The following is an 18087-nucleotide window of genomic DNA, read 5'->3' as shown; positions in this document are numbered from 1 at the left end:
GCCAGCGCGTGTGGCCGACCGGAATGCGGCTGGATCGGGGGCAGGTCGTGGACGCCGGCGTCAGTGTGCAACAGGTGCCGCCGGCCGCCGCAACCTTCCCATGGCCGCGGTTGTGCGTGGCAGCGCCCACCGGCGGCACATATGCAATGCCGATACCGCCGATCTGTAGGAATTCCGACCGACGCACTTGCGGCCGTCGCCAATGATCTTCACCGGCAGCAGGCCCGTCCGCGACCCCCAAGCCTTGGTAGCGATCGCTGGCGTCGGCACTGGTAACTGATCGAGAAATTCTCGAGTCGGGCGTGGGGCGTATGGAAGCGCCTGTATCCTTCCTGTGCGTTTGATCGGCGGCGTTTGTGCGTGGCCGGCGGCGTGGCCAATGGCTCATCCGGTGACGGCGCCGCGGATTTACACCAGCCTCGCCGGGAAACCGTGATCGCATGCCCCCCCGGGGACGGTCGCCACCGACCCGGGTTTGGCAAGCGCCAGGCACCGGGCGCGGTGAGTGGCGTCCCTTACTCCGGCGACATGGCGGGCGCCTGCGCCTGTTTTGCCGGGGGCGTCAACAGCAGCCGCTTGGCGCTGGCACGGACACGGTAGGTCTGCGATTCGAACATCAGGTAGGACAGGTAGGCCACGCCCACGATCAGGACCACCATGCCGGCGTAGATGGCGTAATCGAGCGGCTTGTCGGGGGCCAGTTGATCGCGCCCGAATGCGGCGCGGCCAAGGAAGCGCAGCAAGATAATCGTGGGCACGTGGATCACGTACAGGGTGAATGAAAACTCGGAGAAGAACTGCGCGAACGCGCGCAGGCGGCGCAGGGGGCGGGAGGCGTGGTCGATCTTGATCTGCAGCGTTGACAGGAGCAGCAGGAAGGGCAGGCTGCAGACCAGGTCCTGGACGAAGGAGGCGGGCACCAGGTCGTCGTTGCTGCCCGTGATGCGGTAATAGATCGACAAGGCGCCGGCGATCGCGACCAGGGCGTAACGCCAGAAGGGGGCGCAGTCGATCCGGATCCGCGAAAACAGCGCGCCCAGCAGCCAGAGCGCAAAGTACAGGGTGATCGCCCACGGCAGGAGCGATGCGATCAGCGCGAGCGCGGCGACGCTGGCGGCCTGGCGCCACAGGCCCGGGCCGCGGAAGGCCAGCAGCAGGAGCGGAAACGCGACGTAGTACCAGGTTTCGTTGGCCAGGCTCCACAGCGCGTAGTTGCCGCCAAAGTTCTTGACCAGCACCGTCTGCAGCCCGACCAGGTTGCCGGCGAAGCTCAGCACCGAAAAGTCGTTGTCCGCCCCGAGCCCCATGGCGGCCGGGTTGAGCGCCCCGGTGATGATGCCGACGCCAACCATCACGACCATGGCCGGCACCAGCACGGTCCACAGGCGCGTGGCGCGGTCGATCGCGTAGGAGCGCAGCGCTTGCGGCTGGTTCAGCTTGTTAAGCAGGCTGCCGCCGACGAGCCAGCCGCTGACGAGGAAGAACACGACAACGGCCTGGTGTGCGAACCCGGTGATGAAGGCCAGCCCAAGGTAGTACAACGGTGGTTCCGTCACCGAACGCAGACTGGGAAACACCTCGGCCCGCAGGTGTGCTGCCGCGACCTGCAAGGCGGCCATCCCGCGCAGCAGTGCAATCAGCAGCGAATGGATCGAGTCTTCGCTCAGCTGGCTGCGCTGCTGCCAGTGGAGTGTGGGCAGGGTCAGCGGACGCATGGTGTCTCCTGTTCGCGGCACTCAGCCGCAGTGGTCCCAAGGGTGGAGCCGGTCATTGCCGGACAGGGCGAGGGCCGCGCGTGCCATCCAGTAGCCGAGCGGAATCGATTTGACCAGCCAGGCCACCCCGGCAAACGCCAGCACGGCGAAGCCGAGTCCATGCAGCGCGGGCGTGGCCGGCAAACGGCGGACGCAGCGGATGCAGCCCAGGCTGACGAGGGTGCCGATGGCCCAGCCGGCGATCGCCTCGGACGGGGTGTGCTCGGCGCCGGCCACCAGCATGGTGGCGACCAGGCCGCCCAGTACGAGGCCGGCGGCGATGGCGGCACGTTGCAATACGACCCCGTGTCCGCGTACCAGCAGGTAGAACAGGACGGGAAACACGGCGGTGGCGCCGGTGGCGTGACCGCTGAGCGCCTTGAAACCGAGCGCTGGCAAGCCCGTACCCCAGCCGAGGAAGGCGATCTTGCTGGCGCCAACCAGGCCGATACCGCACAGGTACAGCAGGCTCCAGCACAGTGCCATCCGCCAGGCGCGGCTGGCCAGCAGCCACGCCGCCACCGCCGCAGCGGCCGGCAGCGTCAGCGTGATGTCCCCCAGGTGCATGAGCGCGAGCCAGGTCATGTCGGTCAGTGTGCGATGGCCACCAGCGTGCGCCAGATGATGCGCAGGTCCATCCAGAAGCTGCGCTCGCGCACATAGCGCACGTAGTAGTCGAGCTTGGCGGGAAGGATCGTGTCGACGTAGGCGCGCTCGGGGTCGGGGGCACGGCCCAGGATCGTGCTTTCTTCCTTGTACAGGATGGAGGCCCAGTCCGTCAGCCCGGGCGCGACCGACAGCACCAGTGCCCGCACGTCGGCCGGGTAGCAGGCGACGTAGCGCGGCACCTCGGGGCGCGGGCCGACCAGGCTCATGGTTCCCTGCACGACGTTGAGCAGTTGCGGCAACTCGTCGAGCTTGTAGTGGCGCAGGAAGTGGCCGGCACGGGTGACGCGCGGATCGCGCCCGACCGTGAGCTGGCGCTGGTCGTCGGGTCGCACGACCATGGTGCGGAATTTCAGGATGTTGAACAAAATCCCGCCGCGCCCGACCCGTTGCTGGCGGTAGAACACCGGTCCGGGCGAGTCGAGCTTGACCCACAGCGCGATCAGCACGAAGAGCGGCGCCAGCACGACCAGGCCGATGGATGCCGCCAGCAGGTCGAAGGCGCGCTTGCTCATGCCAGCAACTCGTGCATCGCCGCGATGACGCGTTCCTGGTCGGCATCGGTCATGCGCGTGTACAGCGGCAGGGTCAGCATCGACTGGTAGCTGGCTTCGGCCACGGGGAACTGGGCCGGCGACAGGGCGCAGGTGTCGCGCCAGTAGGGCTGGCGGTGCAGCGGAATGAAGTGGACACTGGTGCCGATGCCGCGTAACGACAGCTCGTTGATGAGCGCGTCGCGCGACAGGCGCGCCTGCGGGTCCAGCCGCACCACGTACAGGTGCCAGGCGTGGGTACTGTCGCCGCTTGGCTGTGGCGGCAGCATTAGTGGCAGGCCGGCCAGCGCCTCGTCGTAGCGGCGCGCGAGCCGCACGCGGCGATCGAGGAAGCGGTCGATCTTGCGCAGCTGTTCAATGCCGATTGCCGAGGCAATGTCGGTCAGGTTGTACTTGAAGCCGGCCGCCACCACCTCGTAGAACCAGGCCGGCGTCCTGGAGACGTAGCGGTTGAACGCATCCTGGCTGATGCCGTGCAGGCGCATCAGGCGGATGCGCCGCGCCAGCTCGGGGTCGCGGGTCACGATCATGCCGCCTTCGCCGGTGGTCATGGTCTTGTTGGCGTAAAAGCTGAAGACGGTCACGTCGCTGTCGAGGGTGCCGACCAGGCGCCCCCGGTAGCGCGTCGGGAAGGCATGCGCGGCATCCTCGACCACCTTGATGCCGCGGGCGCGCGCCAGTTCGAGCAAGGCGTCCATCTCGCAGGCCATGCCGGCGTAGTGCACCGGGACGATGGCGCGCGTGCGGCCGGTGATCGCGGCCTGCACCGCGAGCGGCGACAGGTTGAGCGTGGCCGGATCCACGTCCGCGAAGACGGGCGTCGCGCCGAGATAGCGCACCACTTCGGCGGTGGCGGTGAAGGTGAGGGTGGGCACGATCACCTCGTCGCCCGGCCCGATGCCCAGGGCCTCGAGCGCCAGGTGCAGGCCGGCCGTGGCCGAGTTGACCGAGATGGTATCGACGTCGGCGCCGAGGTAGGCACGAAACTCCTGCTCGAAGCGCTTGGTTGCCGGCCCGGTCGTGACCCAGCCCGAGCGCAGGCAGGCGACGACGGCGGCGATCTCTTCCTCGCCGATGTCGGGCAAGGCGAACGGCAGGAAAGTGGGCGTGCCGGCGTCGGCGTGCGGTTGGTCAGCCATGGTGATTGCCTCCTGCACATGCGGTCAAGAATCGTTGTCCAAGGATGGGGTAGGTGTGGTTGGCCAGCGCGTAGGCGCGCCCGCGCTGGCCCAGCGCCTCGCGCCGCGCGGGGGCCAGGGCGAGCATGCGCAGGACGCCGTCGGCGATTGCTTGCGGATCTTCCGGCGCCACGGTCAGCCCGCAGCCGGCGTCGGCCACCGGGTCGTTGCCGGCCTCGACCGCATGGAGCACGGGGCGGGCCGCCATCATGTAGTCGATCAGCTTGTTCGGGGCAATGCCGAAGCGGTACAGGGGCTGGCGCTGCCAGCCGATGTAGGCCAGGTCGAAACGCGCCAGCAGGGCGGGCACCTGGCGCTTGGCGACCGGTTCGAAGAAATGCACGTGTTCCAGGCCCATTGCTGCAGCGCGCTGCTGCAGGGCCCTCTTGTCCGGGCCGCCGCCGACCAGCACGAACGAGACCGGCTGCGCGCGCAGCAGGCTGGCCGCGTCGAGCAGGGTGCCCAGTGCATTGGCCACGCCGTGGGTGCCGGCGTAGCCCACCACGAAACGCCCGGCGCCGCATAGGCCGGACAAGGCCCGGTCCAGCGCCGGCGGCAGTTCCTCGACCGCCGCCAGCCATTCGGCGGGGTCGGTCCCGTTGGGCACCACGTGCAGCTTGTGCGGCGCCATGCCGTGCGCCTCGAGGTGGTCGCGCACCTTGGGCAGGATCGACACCACGGCGTCGGCGTGGCGGCAGGCGTAGTTTTCGGCCGCCTGCAGCAGCATGATGAACGGGTGCCAGCGCGAGTAGCCGCCCAGCTCCATGGGCGACAGCGGCCACAGGTCGTGGACTTCGAACAGCAGCCGGGCGCCGGCCAGGCGCGCGATGCGGTGCGCTGGCCAGATATCGAGCGGATAGGTGCTCGAGGCAATGACGACGTCGGGTCGGCGTTCGGCCGCCAGCGCGCGCGCTTCGCGCAACAGGCGCCACACGAACGCGGCCATGTTGCGCACGCGCGCCGGTCCGTTGCCGGTGTAGGCGGGGGTGGCATACCAGGTGTAGTCGATGCCGTCGATGGTTTCGTCCACCCGCGTGCGCCCGCCCAGCTGCGGTCCGCGCGCGCGGATGTGCGAGTTGGCCGAGGCGACGATCCGCACCGCGTGCCCAAGGCGCACCCACTCGCGCGCGAGGTAGTAGGGCCGGTATTCCATGCCGTGGCGCACGGAGCCGGCGTAGTGGTTGATCAGCAGGATGTTCAGGCGCGCCATGCCAGCTCCTCGACCAGGCGGCGCGCGTTCAGGCGCGTGTTGTCGACCCAGTTGGTCTCCCACTGCACCGGATGGGTCAGGAACAGGATGCGGCGGTGCTGGCCGAGCGCGTCGAATGGCGACATCGGGCGGTAGTAGACCGGGTACTTGCGGTCGCTGATGTACATGTCGATGTTGCGCAGCAGCGGTTCGTCGTAGGCTTCGCATTCGATGCCGCAGTGCGCGCGCAGGCCCGGGTCGCGCAGCAGTTCGTGGTTGATGACGTTCAGGCGCCGGTTGGCAAAGTCGCCGTGGCTGGCCACGGTGGCAAGCGGCATGCCGAGGCGCTGGCGGATGCTGTCGAAGTTGCGGATGAACAGCTCGCGGATCTCGGGGAAACGCTGGCGCAGCGCGTCCGCATCGCGGATGCGGTGGCGCTTGGCGAAGTCGGACACTTCTTCGTAGTGGTAGCTCGCTTCGCTGCCGGCTGCCGCGATCTCGCGCATGAAGCCGAAGTCGAGGGTGCAGAGCCGGAAATAGTAGGTGGCGTGGATGCCGTGGCGCGACTCGACCGCGAACAGCTTTTTTGCGGTGCGCAGGTCGCTGTCGATGTCGTGCCGGTGCACCAGCACGCGCTCGGGCAGCGTGGCCGGCTGGGCGAGCGCGCGGAAGAAGTCGCGCACCGGCAACTGCGCATAATCCATTTCATTGGCCTGGCGCAGGACGGCCTCGTACTCGCCCAGGCGCGACGGCATCAGGTAATCGGCGTAGAAGCGGTGGAAGACGGTTTTCATTGGAGGCTGTATTTCGCGCGATAGGGACGAAAGCCGAGGATCTTCTTGAAGGTCTGCATGCCCGGCTGGGCGCCGAAGAAGGTGTCGTACATGACGTAGCGGACGGCCCGCTGCTCGATCATCTGGGCGACGATCTCCACCACCAGCAAATGCATGATGCCGTCGTTGTTGCGGATGCCGATCAGGTGGCTGAAACCGGCGAAATTGCCGAACAGGCCAAGATTGGCGTAGGCGACCAGCCGGTCGTGCTCGTCCAGAATGCCGTAATAGCGGAAATGCGGCAGGTTTTCGTAGGCCTGTTTTTTTTCCCGGTACTGTGCGTCCATCGGCCGGCCCTGGCGCTGTTCGAGCGAGGTATTGATGGCGTGGATGTCGTCAACGTAGCGGTTGCGGTCGATTTCGCCAAAGCGGTAGCCACGCGAACGGGCGCGCTTGGCGTGCCAGGCGCCATTGTTCTTTCCCTTGATCGCATCAAGGTATTGTTCGCGCGTGCTGCACTGGCCCAGGTCGACCAGCGCCGCGCCCATGGTCTTGTGGCGGATGATCTTGTAGCGCGGATGGGGCTTGGTGTAATAGCGGTAGACGGACCGGATATTCTCGGGATCGATTTGCTGGCGAAATTGCAGATGAGCCACCGGCAAACGCAGGAGCTGGATGAACATATTGTAGTTGTGCAATATCTTGTCCATGGCGTTAGCTCATCGATTAGCGTACACAATACGGCGTCACGCCACGCCGCTGTTTGAAGTTCCTTAAGCCTTCCTGCGCGCGCGGCCGGGTGACGGCAGCCGCGTCGTTGCGCGCTTGCGGCGGCGGGCCCGCGGTATCAGATGTGGGCATAGAAGTCCACCAGCTTGCGCGACTCGGGTTGCCAGTTGTACTTGTCGAGCACGGCGCGGCGGCCGTTCTCGCCCATGCGCATGGCCAGCTCCGGATGCAAGACGAAATGGTCGATCGCGGCCGCGATGGCGGCCGGGTCGCCGGGATCGACGCACACGCCGCAGGCGGCGCCTTCGACGATCTCGCGCCACAGCGGAAAGCGGGATGCGATCACCGGGATGCCGGCGGCCATGTACTCGAACATCTTGACCGGCAGCGCGTCGAGGTAGTTGACGACCGGGTGCAGGGTGACCAGTCCGGCGACCGCACGCCCCATGACGTGGCGTACACCAGCGCGGTCGAGGTGGCCGTGCGCAACGACGCGCTGCCAGCCGGGGTAGGCGGTCACCTCGCGTTCGAGCGCCGGCTCGGCGAAGGCCCCGGCCAGCGCCAGTCGGGCGGGCGAGCGCAGCAGGGCGCAGGCGCGCACCAGTTCGCGGATGCCGCGGATCGCGGAGATGCCGCCGACGTAGCAGACTTCGGCTTGTTTGCCGCTCCAGGCGGCGGGGGCGTCGAATTCGTGCAGCAAGGGGAAGTTGTTGACGTCCACGGTGGCGCGGTTGATGCGCAAGAACTTGTCGCGGATGAACGGGGTCGCGGCGATGATCCCGTCGAAGCGGCGGCAGGCGTAGCGCTCGTAGGCGCCGAACGAGTGCGACAGCACGCGCCCGGACAGCTGGCCCAGGTAGGGCTTGGCCAACAGCTGGGCCGGCACGTCCTCGTGCGCGTCGAACACCACTTTCTTGCCCAGCTGCTTCAGGCGCAGCCCGATCGGGATCAGTTCCGGGTCGTGCAGCTGGTAGACGTCGGCGTCGAGCGCGCGCGCGGCCGCCAGCACGCGGGTGGTGGTGCGCAGCATCCGGTTCACGCGCCCGGGCAGGCGGCCGACGTCGAGGATGCGCACGCCGTCGTCGCGTGCGGCGCCGGCGCCGTCAGCCACGACCAGGTGCACCTCATGGCCATGCTCGGCCAAGGTGCGGCACTGCTTGACGAAGATCCGGGTGTCGTGCCGCGGATGGGCCGAGGTCAGGTGCGCGATCTTTGCCATATTTCCTCTCATACATGTACTTCGAATAGGCACCGAGGGTGGCGCCGATCAGCATGTCGGTGAAGTAGTGCGAGGTCAGCAACAGCAGGATGGTGGTGCAGGCCAGCCCGAAGCCGAGCATGAAGCTGCCGCAGCGACGCGAGGCGAAGAACTCGCGCACGAACATCGGCAGCGCCGGCAGCACCATCAGCGCGCTCAGGTAGACCAGCCCGAACAGGCCGAGGTCGACCCAGGCGGACAGGATGTTGTGCGAGTAATAGCCCGGCTCGTAGCTGGCGTAATCGCCCAGCAACGGGTGGGCCGCAATGGTTTGCAGCGCGTGCACGGTCAGGTGGTGGCGCTTGTTGGCCGAGGTCGATTGCGACAGGTCGAGCAGTTCGAGGATGCGGTTGTCGGGTAGCGCGGCCAGCACCTGGTCGAAGTAGAGATTGGCCACGACCAGGGTGGCGATGGCGACCAAAATCAGCGCGAGCTTGTAGCGCGAGTAGTAGAACTCGATGATCGGCACCATGAACAGCAGGGCGACGAACTCGCTGCGCGCGGTATTGAGGAACAGGGTGACGGCGCCGGTGACGTGCAGCAGCAGCCGCAGCGCCAGCGGCCGGGTGTAGGCGATCACCGCCAGGTAGGTGAACAGGTAGGAGCGCGAAAAACCCTGGTAGGTGGCCAGGCTGTCGGCATCCTTGGCAATGCCCAGTGCGCCGAGGTAGAACACCCCGTCCACCGAGAAGGCCACCGCGATCCCCGTCATTGCGGCCAGCGCGGCCAGGCCGAGCAGGCGAAAGCGGCGCTGTTCGAAGTCGAGGTACTTGAAGATGATGAAGATGTTGACCAGGAAGTGGATCTGGAGAATGTGGTTGGCCGCGATCACGCGGTTGGCGCCGGTGGCGGCGTTGAGCACCACCACGGCCGCGAAATAGCACAGGTACAGGCCGAAGTGCAGGTCCACCAGGCCCAGCTCGCGCGGGTCGCGCCGCACGCGTCCCAGGTAGATGAAGGCCACCGGCAGCGCGAACAGGAGCGAGATGGGCGCGAAGTAGCCGCCGAGGAAGGCCCCGGTGGTGCCGGTTCCCAGCAGCGTGTGGTAATAAAAAAAGCCGGGGAACAGCAGGAAGAAGGCGGCGCCGAGCACGGTCTGCTCGAGGCGGTTGCGGCTGGCGGCGATCGGTCTCATGCGGGCACCATCCGGTTTTGCGAGTACAGCCACGACAGGTGAAGGTAGACCAGGTAGAGCAGCGAGTAGCCGAGCGTGTACCAGAGTACGTTTTGGTGCAGGCTGCCCGGGGCCAGGAAGGCGCTGACGGTCATCAGGAACAGCGCCACCTGCCACACCAGGTCGACCTTTTGCTTGCCTGCCACGAAAAACACATAGCTGAGCGGACTGGCGATAAAGTTGAGGAAGTACAGCGGGGCCAGGATGCGGGCCAGTTCGCCGGCGGCGCGCCACGACTCGCCGAAGATCCAGGCAAACAGCATCGGCGAAAACAGGAACAGGACCAGCGACGGGCCCAGCCCGAGCGCGAGCAGGATCTTGAAGGTGTAGCGGTAGGCGTTGGCGCAGTTACCGACGGTTTTGAATTCTTCCACCGACTGGCGCTTGAATACTTCGAGCACCGAGGCGGCCAGCAGCGCGACCGGGGCGTACAGCACGCGCTGGGTCAGCGCGAACAGGCCGGCGGCGTAGGCGCCGTGGCGCAGCCCGATCAGGAACAGCGGCAGCTGGCTGACCATGGCGTTGAGCAGGTTGCCCGGCAGCGAAAAGCGCCAGAAGTCGCGGTGCCGCACGAGATAGGCGCGCTGGGCGCGGTCCAGGCGCAGGCCGATCGGCGCGCGCGGCGGCTTGAGCTGCAAGCGCGCGGCGGCCAGGCCGGCCGCAAGGCCCAGGAGCTGGCCGCCGAGCAGGGCCAGCTCGCCGCCGCCCAGGTACAGCAGCACCAGTTGGCCGACCGCGATCGTGCCGGCGCCCCAGATCTTGGCGTGCGCCGCCTTGCCGAAGGCGCCGTGCGAGGTTGCGTAGGCGAGGGTGGTCTGCATCGCGGCGGTCAGCCAGGTACCCAGGCCCAGGGTGAACAGGGCGGTGAGCGACAGCCGACCGAGTGCGTGGATGCCGAGGCTGCGCGCGGCCAGCGCGCCGGAAGTGACCAGCAGCGCGGTGACGGTGGCGCTGTAGAACACGACCCGGAAGCAGGTGCGCTGCTGCTCGGGCTCGTGGTCCAGGATCATTGCGGTTTCCATGCGCAGCGTGGCGGTGACGGCCGCCACGGCGACGACGCCGAGCCACAGGCTGAAGGCCCCCATTTCTGCGGGCGTACACAAGCGCGTGATCAAGGGGGCGACCGCCAGCGGCAGGGCCTGGGCCCCAAGGGTGCCGCCCAGCACCGTGATCACATGCTTCCAGAACGTCGGCAGCGCTGCTTTCATACGGCGGCGGGTTCCCCGGCAGCTGGCAGCGCGACGCCGCAGGCGCTCAGTACCGCCAGCGCCACCTTGCGCGCGCCGGCGTCGTCCAGGTAGGGCCCCATCGGCAGGCTCATGACCCGGCCTGCCATCTCCAGCGCAACCGGGCAGGCGTCGGGGCGCGACAAGTGGGCGTAGGCCGGCTGCAGGTGCATGGGCACCGGGTAGTGGACCGCCGTCGGGATGCCTTGCGCATGCAGCTCGGCCTGTACCCGGTCGCGCTCGTCGAGCACCACCGTGTATTGGGCCCAGGCGCTGCTGCGGTCGCGCGCGTGGCCCACCAGCTGCACGCGCCCGGACAGCAGCGCGTCATAGCTGGCGGCGGCGCGCTGGCGCTGCCCGAGCTCCCATTCGAAACGGTCCAGCTTGGCCAGGACGACCGCGCACTGCAGCGTGTCCATGCGGCCACCGACGCCAACGCGGGTGTGCACATAGCGGCGCGACTGGCCGTGCACGCGGATTTCGCGCGCCGCGGCGGCCAGCGCATCGTCGCTGGTGAACAGCGCGCCGCCGTCGCCATAGCAGCCGAGCGGCTTGCTGGGGAAAAAGCTGGTGCAGCCGCTGGTGGACAGGTTGCAGCTCTTTTTGCCGCGGTAGGTGGCGCCGAAGCTTTGCGCGGCGTCCTCGATCACGGGCAGGCCATGGCGCAGGGCGATGGCGTTGATCTCGTCCATGTCGGCCGGCTGGCCGTACAGCGACACCGGCATGATGGCGCGGGTGCGCGGCGTGACCAGGGCCTCGATCAGGCCGGGGTCGATGTTGCAGGTGGCCGGGTTGATGTCGGCGAACACCGGCCGGGCGCCCAGCAGGACGATCGCTTCGGCGGTGGCGATGAACGAGAACGGGGTGGTGATCACCTCGTCGCCGGGACCGACACCAAGCGCCATCAGGGCGATCAGCAAGGCCTCGGTGCCGGACGAGACGGTCACGCAATGGCGCGCGCCGGTGCAGGCCGCCAGCGCCGACTCCAGTTCGGCCACCTCGGGCCCCATGATGTACTGGCCGTGGTCGAGCACGGCCTGGATGCGTGCGTTGATCAGCTCGCGCGAGGCTTGGTATTGCGCTTTGAGGTCGATGAATTCCATGATCGGTCGGAAAGAGTCAGCGTTGGGAGGTGGCGGGCAGCAGCGTGCAGGCGCCGCGCTCGAGCAGGTAGGTGTCGCCGGTATGCGGGCAGACGGCCTGGGCGGCGCCGGACAGCGGTAACGGCAGGCGCTCGCCAAAACGGCTGATCCAGCCGATCTGGCGCGCCGGGACCCCGGCCATCAGGGCGAACGCGGGCACGTCGCGGTTGACCACGGCACCGGCGGCGATGAACGCGTACTCGCCAATGGTGACGCCGCAGACGATGGTGGCATTGGCCCCGATGGTGGCGCCGCGCCGCACCAGGGTGCGCCGGTACTCGTCCTTGCGCACGACGGCGGCGCGCGGGTTGTAGACGTTGGTGAACACCATGCTGGGCCCGCAGAACACCTCGTCTTCGAGGGTCACGGCGTCGTACACGGAGACATTGTTCTGGATCTTGACCTTGTCGCCGATGCGCACGTCGTTGCCGACGAACACGTTCTGGCCAAGCGAGCAGGCCCGTCCGATGCGCGCGCCGGCGCAGACGTGGGCAAAGTGCCAGACGTGCGTGCCGTCGCCGAGCCGGGCGCCCTCGTCGACGATGGCCGATGGGTGGATCGTGGCCGCCATGCTCAGTACTCCAGCGGCAGCGCCACACGCTTGCCGTCGCGCGCCGATTTGTAGGCGGCAATCAGCACCTCGAGCGACTTGAGCCCTTCGCGGCCGTCGGTCTCGGGCTCGGCCTCGCCGCGCAGCACCTTGATGACGTTGTCGTAATAGAGCGGGTGGCCAAAGCCATAGACCGAGGTGGTCTGGTAGCTGGCATCGCCCACCTTGTCGTCGTCCGGGTCGGGGGCGGCAAATTCCCACTGCAGCACTTCGTTGACGGCGACGCCGCCGATGCGCACGGTGCCGTGCTCGCCGAGCACGGTGATCGACCCTTCCAGGTTGCGCGGGTAGGTCAGCATGGTCACGTTCATCGAGCCGAGCGCGCCGTTGCGCCAGCGCAGGCTGAGCACGCCCGTGTCCTCGACCTCGATGTCGCGCGCCAGGGTGGCGGTGTAGGCCTGCAGGCTTTCGACGGGGCCGATGATCCAGTCGAGCAGGTCCACGTAGTGGCTGGCCTGGTTCATGAACGCGCCGCCGTCGAATTCCCAGGTGCCGCGCCACTTGGCGCTGGCGTAGTACTCGGGCGGGCGGGTCCAGAACACGTTCAGGTTGACCATGTAGATGCGGCCGAAGCGCTTTTTCTCGACGGCACTCTTGAGCAGCTGCAAGGTGGCGTTGCGGCGGTTTTGCTTGACCACGAACAGGCGCACCCCGGCTGCGTCGGCCGCCGCGACCATGCGCTTGCCATCCTCCCAGCGCGTGGCCATCGGCTTTTCGGTGATCACATGGCGGCCGGCGCGCGCGATCTGGATCGCCTGCTCGGGATGCAGGCCGGACGGGGTGGCGACGATGAAGGCGTCGGCGTCGCATTTGGCCAGCATGGCCTCCAGGCTGGCATAGGCCTCGGCCCCGGTTTCGCCGGCCGCCGCCGCCAGCGCCCGCGGGTCGATGTCGCACACGCCGGCCAGCTCGGCGCGCTCGGCGTGCTGGCGCAGCGCGCCGATGTGGTTTTTCGAGATGCGGCCGCAGCCGACCAGGGCGAAACGGATCTTGCGGTCCGTAATGGCAGGGGGGTAGTTGCGCATGGGGCTCTCCGGTTCAGGCCTTGACGACGTTCGGCTGGCGCTCGAGGTAGACGCCGCGGGTGTCGACGATCAGGTTCGCGTACTTGCGGATCAGCTCGTAATCGAAGCCGCTGTGGGCGGTGGCCAGCAGCACCACGTCGTAAGAGGCGATCGACTGCGGCGTCAGCGCCACGCTCGACAGGTCGAAGCGGTGCTCGCGCATGCGCGGGAACACCGGCACGTGCGGGTCCGCGTAGTCGACGTGTGCGCCTTTGTCGCGCAGCAGCTCCATCAGCTCGACCGAGGGCGACTCGCGCATGTCCTCGACATCCTTCTTGTAGGCGATGCCCAGCACCAGCACGCGGCTGCCCATCACGCTGCGCCCGCGCTGGTTGAGCGCGTCGGACACCTTGCCGACCACCCAGTGCGGCATGTCGCTGTTGATCTCGCCGGCCAGTTCGATGAAGCGGGTATGCAGGCCGTACTGGCGTGCCTTCCAGGTCAGGTAGAACGGGTCGATCGGGATGCAGTGCCCGCCCAGGCCCGGGCCGGGATAGTAGGGGGTGAAGCCGAACGGCTTGGTGGCGGCGGCGCGGATCACCTCGTGGATGTCGATCTGCATCTTGTCGGCGATGATCTTCATCTCGTTGACCAGGCCGATATTGACCGCCCGGTGGATGTTCTCGAGCAGCTTGGTCAGTTCGGCGGCGCGGGTCGAGCTGACCGGCACCACGCGGTCGATCGCCGGGCCGTACAGGGCCAGCCCGGCCTCCAGGCAGGCCGCGGTCGAGCCGCCGCAGACCTTGGGGATGGTGCGCGTCTCGAAATTGGGGTTGCCCGGGTCTTCGCGCTCGGGCGAGAACACCAGGAAGACCTCGCGCCCGACCTCGAAGCCGCGCGACTCCAGCCGCGGACGCAATTCCTCCTCGGTGGTGCCGGGGTAGGTGGTGCTCTCGAGCGAGACCACCTGGCCGGGCCGCATGTAGGGCAGCAGCGCGTCGGTGGTGTCGAGCACGAACGACAGGTCCGGCTCGCGGTAGGGGTTGAGCGGGGTCGGCACGCAGATGATCAGGGCGTCCGGCTCGCCGGCGCGGGAAAAGTCGGTGGTGGCCTCGAAGCCGTTGGCACGCGCGCGCGCGATGTCGGCGGCGGAAATGTGGTTGATGTAGCTGGCGCCCGCGTTCAGCTTGTCGACCTTGGCGCTGTCGATGTCGATCCCCAGCACCTTGAACCCGACCGCGGCATAGCGCAAGGTCAGCGGCAGGCCGACGTAACCCAGGCCGATGATGCCGATGATGGCGCTGCGGTCGCGCAGCTTGGCGGTCAGCTGCTCCAGGTGGGCTGATTGGTGTTCGTCGCGCATAGTTGTCCTCTGGTGGGGTGGAAGCCGCCGCTAGATGCGAAACGGCACGAATTTCTTGATCAGGCCGGGCTCGGGTACGGCCAGTACCGGCGCTGGCGCTGTGGCCGGGGCGGCCTGCTGGGGCGTGTATTCGGTGACGATGGCCTTGACCATCGACTCGATCATGGCGCGCTCGTGGGTGTCGCAGGCCATCATCAGGCAGGTGATGCAGGTCTCCAGCACCGACGGGCGCAGCGCGTTTTCCTTCATCCGCATGATGCGTGGGTGCTCGCTGGGGAACACCACGCCCTCGGTCAGCAGCTCCTCATGCAGCTTTTCGCCCGGGAACAGGCCGACGAACTTGATCTCGATCTCGCCGCCCGGGTTCTGCGGCGTCTTTTCCGTCAGCCCGGTCATTGCGATCATGGTGCGCGCCAGGTCGAGGATCCGGACCGGCTCGCCCATGTCGAGCACGAACACGTCGCCGCCCTTGGCCATGGCGCCGGCCTGGATCACCAGCTGGGCCGCCTCGGGGATCAGCATGAAGTAGCGCGACACCTCCGGATGGGTGATGGTGAGCGGGCCGCCGCGCGCGATCTGGCGCTGGAACAGCGGGATCACCGACCCGGATGAGCCGAGCACGTTGCCAAAGCGCACCATGCAAAAGGTGGTGTGGGCGCCGTGCCGGGCCGCCGCAGCCTGGAAGATCAGTTCGGCGATGCGCTTGCTCGCGCCCATGATGTTGGTGGGGCGCACCGCCTTGTCGCTCGAGATCAGCACGCAGGTCTCGACCCGCGCCCGGGCGGCGGCCTCGGCAACCACCTGGGCGCCGAGCACGTTGTTGCGCAGGCCCTCGACGATGTTGGCCTCGACCAGCGGCACATGCTTGTAGGCGGCCGCGTGGTAGATGGTCTGGACCGCGCCGTCGTGCAGGATGCGCGCGACCAGGTCGGCGTTGCACACCGAGCCCAGGTGCGCCTCGGCGGCCAGTTCCGGGAAGCGGGTGGCCAGCTCCTGGCGGATCGTGTAGAGCGCGTATTCGGAATGGTCGAGTAGGTGCAGGCAGGCCGGGCCGAGCGTGGCGATCTGCCGGCACAGTTCGCTGCCGATGGAGCCGCCGGCGCCCGTGACCAGCACCTGCTTGCCGCGCACGCAGCGCGCGAACAGGTCCACCCGCGGCGGCACCGGCGCGCGCCCGAGCAGGTCTTCGAACTTGAGCTCGCGGATCGAGTCGCGCGGGGTGGCCTTGTCGTCGGCCAGGTCCACCAGGCGGCTGAGGATCTTGGTCGAGACCCCGGCCTGGCCGAGGCGCTGCATGATGTCGCGCAGCCGCTCGGGCGAGACCGACGGGATGGCGATGACGACGGTGCGGATGTTGTGCGCCTGCACCAGTTCGACCAGCCGGTCGGTGTGGAACACGCGCAGGCCGGCGATGGTCCGGTCGTTCAGTACATGCTTGTCGTCGAAAAAGCAGACAGGGCGGTATTCGCCGCTGTTGCGCATGGTCTGGGCCAGCTGCGCCCCGGCCTCGCCGGCACCGTAGATGGCGACCGTGTCCGAGACCGGGCGCCGGCGCGTGCTGTGGTTGCGCAGGAAGTTGCGCATGCCGATGCGCGAGGTGACCACGTACGAGAATACGATGAACCAGTAGATTGCCAGCGCGCTGCGCGGGAACATCTCGTCGTTGATCGCAAACAGCACGACGTAGGCGCACAGCACCGCCACCGCCAATGCCAGGCCGGTGACCGACAGCAGGCGCTGGTCGATGAAGCGGATCACGGCCCGGTACAGGTCGGACATGGACAGGGCGGCAATCGTCACCACCGCCACCAGCACGTACGAGGCGGGGCCGTAATGCATGGCCAGTTTCAAATCGCCGCCGCGCAGCAGCATGGCAATCAAAAAACAAAATGGCAGCGCTAGCAAGTCGATCACCACCATCAAGGCGATTTTCGTGGTCCGATGCAGGGACACCATTCCGGCGCAAAACTGACTGACGACATTCTCATTTAGCATGGACATGGCCTTGATGCTGCTCGATTTGGTTTCGTCGGCGTGAATGCTTGTACGGCGCGCTGCTCTAAGTGCCTGATTTTGAAGCGCTAAGGTCTTTTTTATTGCCTGTTTTTATTTTCCGAATTGAATTAAATTAAATGGCTGAATTCGAGTTCTTATTGCTGAGTAAGTTTATTATCGTGTCCGCTACGAATGGTGAGTTTGACAACGCTCAACGGCGAGTAGTGAATTAAATCTGCTCAGCTAATTCATTATTTTTTGGAAATGAATATCGGAAATAGAAATGGCGTTTTTATTTCCATTTTTCATTTCAAAACGGGAATATCCGGCCGGCGGGCGCTGCCCGGTTTGGCCCTGTGCTCTCTCCAGCGGCAGGGTGTAGGTGTCGCCGCGCTCCAGATAGATCACGCGCCCGTCCAGCCCGGCCGCCCCGGTGGCGCGCTGAAAGTCGGCCAGCGGTGAATGGAACATGTCGTAGTCGGAGAAATGCAACGGGATCGCGCGGCGCGCGCCAGTCAGCTGGAGCAGGCGGGCGCCGTCCTCGCCATCCATCGACAGCTTGAACGGGCCGGCAAGACGCATGCCGCCCAGGTGCAGCAGCGCCAGGTCGATGTCGGGAAAGCGCTGGCCGATCTGCGCCAGCTCGTCGAACAGCACCGTGTCGCCGGTGATGTACATGCGATAGCCGGGGCCGAACGCGCCGGGGCCGAAGTCCAGCAGCGCGCCCATCACCTCGGGCAGCAGCCAGGCCAGCGCACGCGGCCCGTGGCGCGCCGGGAGCGCCGTGATGCGCAGCCTGGCCTCGCCCTTGCGCACCGTCAGCGAATCCCACGCGGCCAGCCCGTAGTGCTGGGTGAAGCCGAGCTCCTCGAGCTGCGGCGCCGCCTCGCTGGTGGTCACGATGGGCACGTCGCGCCGCAGCCGCTGCTGGACCAGCCAGTCGAAGTGGTCCTCGTGCAGGTGGGTGAGCACCACCAGGTCCACTGGCGGCAGCGCGTCGATGCCGATGGCCGGGCTGGCCAGGCGCTCGGAGCGCAGGCCGTACCCGAGGCGCACGAAGGAGCCGCGCGGCAGGAAGTTGGGATCGGTCAGGATCGCCAGGCCCTGGTACTCGATCAGCACGGTGGCGTTGCCGATGAAGCGCACCGAGCCGCCTTGCGCGGGCGCCGCCGGGCCGGACGGCAGGGTCAGGATGTATTCGTCCGGCTCCTGTGCCCGCGCCGCGGTCCATGGCGCGGCCAGCAGCGCGGCCGCGCCCACCCATGGGATGAGCAGGGTCCGGAGCAGGACAAGCGCGGGCAGGTGCATGGAGGGTCCTTGGACTGGTCTGGCGGCCTGGTGCGAAACACGCACGGCTGACCCGTTGGAGTGCGCGCCTGCTCTTCAGTTCAACAACCCTTGATCCATCCCCAATAAACCTGCGCGGCCGGGGAGCCTTTTGCGCTGCGCGTTGTCTATTGCTGCAGCCGTGA

At 67.3% G+C, this 18087-nt stretch carries 16 protein-coding genes; all 16 read right to left on the bottom strand.

The features are described 5' to 3' along the window. Positions 1-515: 515 nt before the first annotated feature. Positions 516-1715 (bottom strand): acyltransferase family protein, encoded by a 1200-nt coding sequence (locus NX774_RS09205; RefSeq protein WP_258821876.1) that lies wholly within the window; start codon positions 1713-1715, stop codon positions 516-518. Between the two features lie 21 nt (positions 1716-1736). Continuing rightward, the gene (locus NX774_RS09200; RefSeq protein WP_258821875.1) at positions 1737-2321 is read right to left on the bottom strand and encodes a phosphatase PAP2 family protein; all 585 of its coding nucleotides are present in this window, start codon (positions 2319-2321) and stop codon (positions 1737-1739) included. 23 nt (positions 2322-2344) lie between these two features. Then, complete coding sequence (locus NX774_RS09195; RefSeq protein WP_258821874.1) at positions 2345-2935, bottom strand: sugar transferase; 591 nt, start codon at positions 2933-2935, stop codon at positions 2345-2347. Continuing rightward, positions 2932-4113: a DegT/DnrJ/EryC1/StrS family aminotransferase gene (locus NX774_RS09190; RefSeq protein ID WP_258821873.1), complete on the bottom strand. Its 1182-nt coding sequence runs from the start codon at positions 4111-4113 to the stop codon at positions 2932-2934. The genes NX774_RS09195 and NX774_RS09190 overlap by 4 nt, the downstream gene beginning before the upstream one ends. Then, a complete protein-coding gene (locus NX774_RS09185; protein WP_258822731.1) occupies positions 4106-5353 on the bottom strand; it encodes a glycosyltransferase family 4 protein in 1248 nt (415 codons plus the stop codon). The genes NX774_RS09190 and NX774_RS09185 overlap by 8 nt, the downstream gene beginning before the upstream one ends. Beyond that, positions 5350-6135 carry a hypothetical protein gene (locus tag NX774_RS09180; protein ID WP_258821872.1) on the bottom strand — a complete coding sequence of 262 codons (786 nt, stop codon included), beginning with the start codon at positions 6133-6135 and terminating at the stop codon, positions 5350-5352. The genes NX774_RS09185 and NX774_RS09180 overlap by 4 nt, the downstream gene beginning before the upstream one ends. Further along, positions 6132-6824, bottom strand: coding sequence for a hypothetical protein (locus NX774_RS09175; protein WP_258821871.1), 693 nt, complete (start codon positions 6822-6824; stop codon positions 6132-6134). The genes NX774_RS09180 and NX774_RS09175 overlap by 4 nt, the downstream gene beginning before the upstream one ends. A 137-nt stretch (positions 6825-6961) precedes the next feature. Next, the gene (locus NX774_RS09170) at positions 6962-8062 is read right to left on the bottom strand and encodes a glycosyltransferase (RefSeq protein WP_258821870.1); all 1101 of its coding nucleotides are present in this window, start codon (positions 8060-8062) and stop codon (positions 6962-6964) included. Beyond that, the gene (locus tag NX774_RS09165; RefSeq protein WP_258821869.1) at positions 7968-9236 is read right to left on the bottom strand and encodes an O-antigen ligase family protein; all 1269 of its coding nucleotides are present in this window, start codon (positions 9234-9236) and stop codon (positions 7968-7970) included. The genes NX774_RS09170 and NX774_RS09165 overlap by 95 nt, the downstream gene beginning before the upstream one ends. Continuing rightward, on the bottom strand, positions 9233-10483 hold the full coding sequence (locus tag NX774_RS09160) for a lipopolysaccharide biosynthesis protein (RefSeq protein ID WP_258821868.1): 1251 nt from the start codon (positions 10481-10483) through the stop codon (positions 9233-9235). The genes NX774_RS09165 and NX774_RS09160 overlap by 4 nt, the downstream gene beginning before the upstream one ends. Beyond that, positions 10480-11604 (bottom strand): DegT/DnrJ/EryC1/StrS family aminotransferase, encoded by a 1125-nt coding sequence (locus tag NX774_RS09155; protein WP_258821867.1) that lies wholly within the window; start codon positions 11602-11604, stop codon positions 10480-10482. The genes NX774_RS09160 and NX774_RS09155 overlap by 4 nt, the downstream gene beginning before the upstream one ends. Before the next feature lie 16 nt (positions 11605-11620). Beyond that, positions 11621-12214: an acyltransferase gene (locus tag NX774_RS09150; RefSeq protein ID WP_258821866.1), complete on the bottom strand. Its 594-nt coding sequence runs from the start codon at positions 12212-12214 to the stop codon at positions 11621-11623. Positions 12215-12216: 2 nt separating this feature from the next. Continuing rightward, positions 12217-13278, bottom strand: a complete 1062-nt coding sequence (locus tag NX774_RS09145) for a Gfo/Idh/MocA family protein (protein ID WP_258821865.1) — start codon at positions 13276-13278, stop codon at positions 12217-12219. A 13-nt stretch (positions 13279-13291) separates the two neighbouring features. Beyond that, the gene (locus tag NX774_RS09140) at positions 13292-14620 is read right to left on the bottom strand and encodes a nucleotide sugar dehydrogenase (protein WP_258821864.1); all 1329 of its coding nucleotides are present in this window, start codon (positions 14618-14620) and stop codon (positions 13292-13294) included. 30 nt (positions 14621-14650) lie between these two features. Then, complete coding sequence (locus NX774_RS09135) at positions 14651-16540, bottom strand: polysaccharide biosynthesis protein (RefSeq protein ID WP_258821863.1); 1890 nt, start codon at positions 16538-16540, stop codon at positions 14651-14653. A gap of 318 nt (positions 16541-16858) precedes the next feature. After that, positions 16859-17923 carry an MBL fold metallo-hydrolase gene (locus NX774_RS09130; RefSeq protein WP_258821862.1) on the bottom strand — a complete coding sequence of 355 codons (1065 nt, stop codon included), beginning with the start codon at positions 17921-17923 and terminating at the stop codon, positions 16859-16861. Between the last annotated feature and the right edge of the window lie 164 nt (positions 17924-18087).

Source organism: Massilia agilis (genome assembly GCF_024756255.1).
Lineage (GTDB): Bacteria > Pseudomonadota > Gammaproteobacteria > Burkholderiales > Burkholderiaceae_D > Telluria > Telluria agilis.
This window is presented reverse-complemented; position numbering and strand designations above follow the sequence as displayed.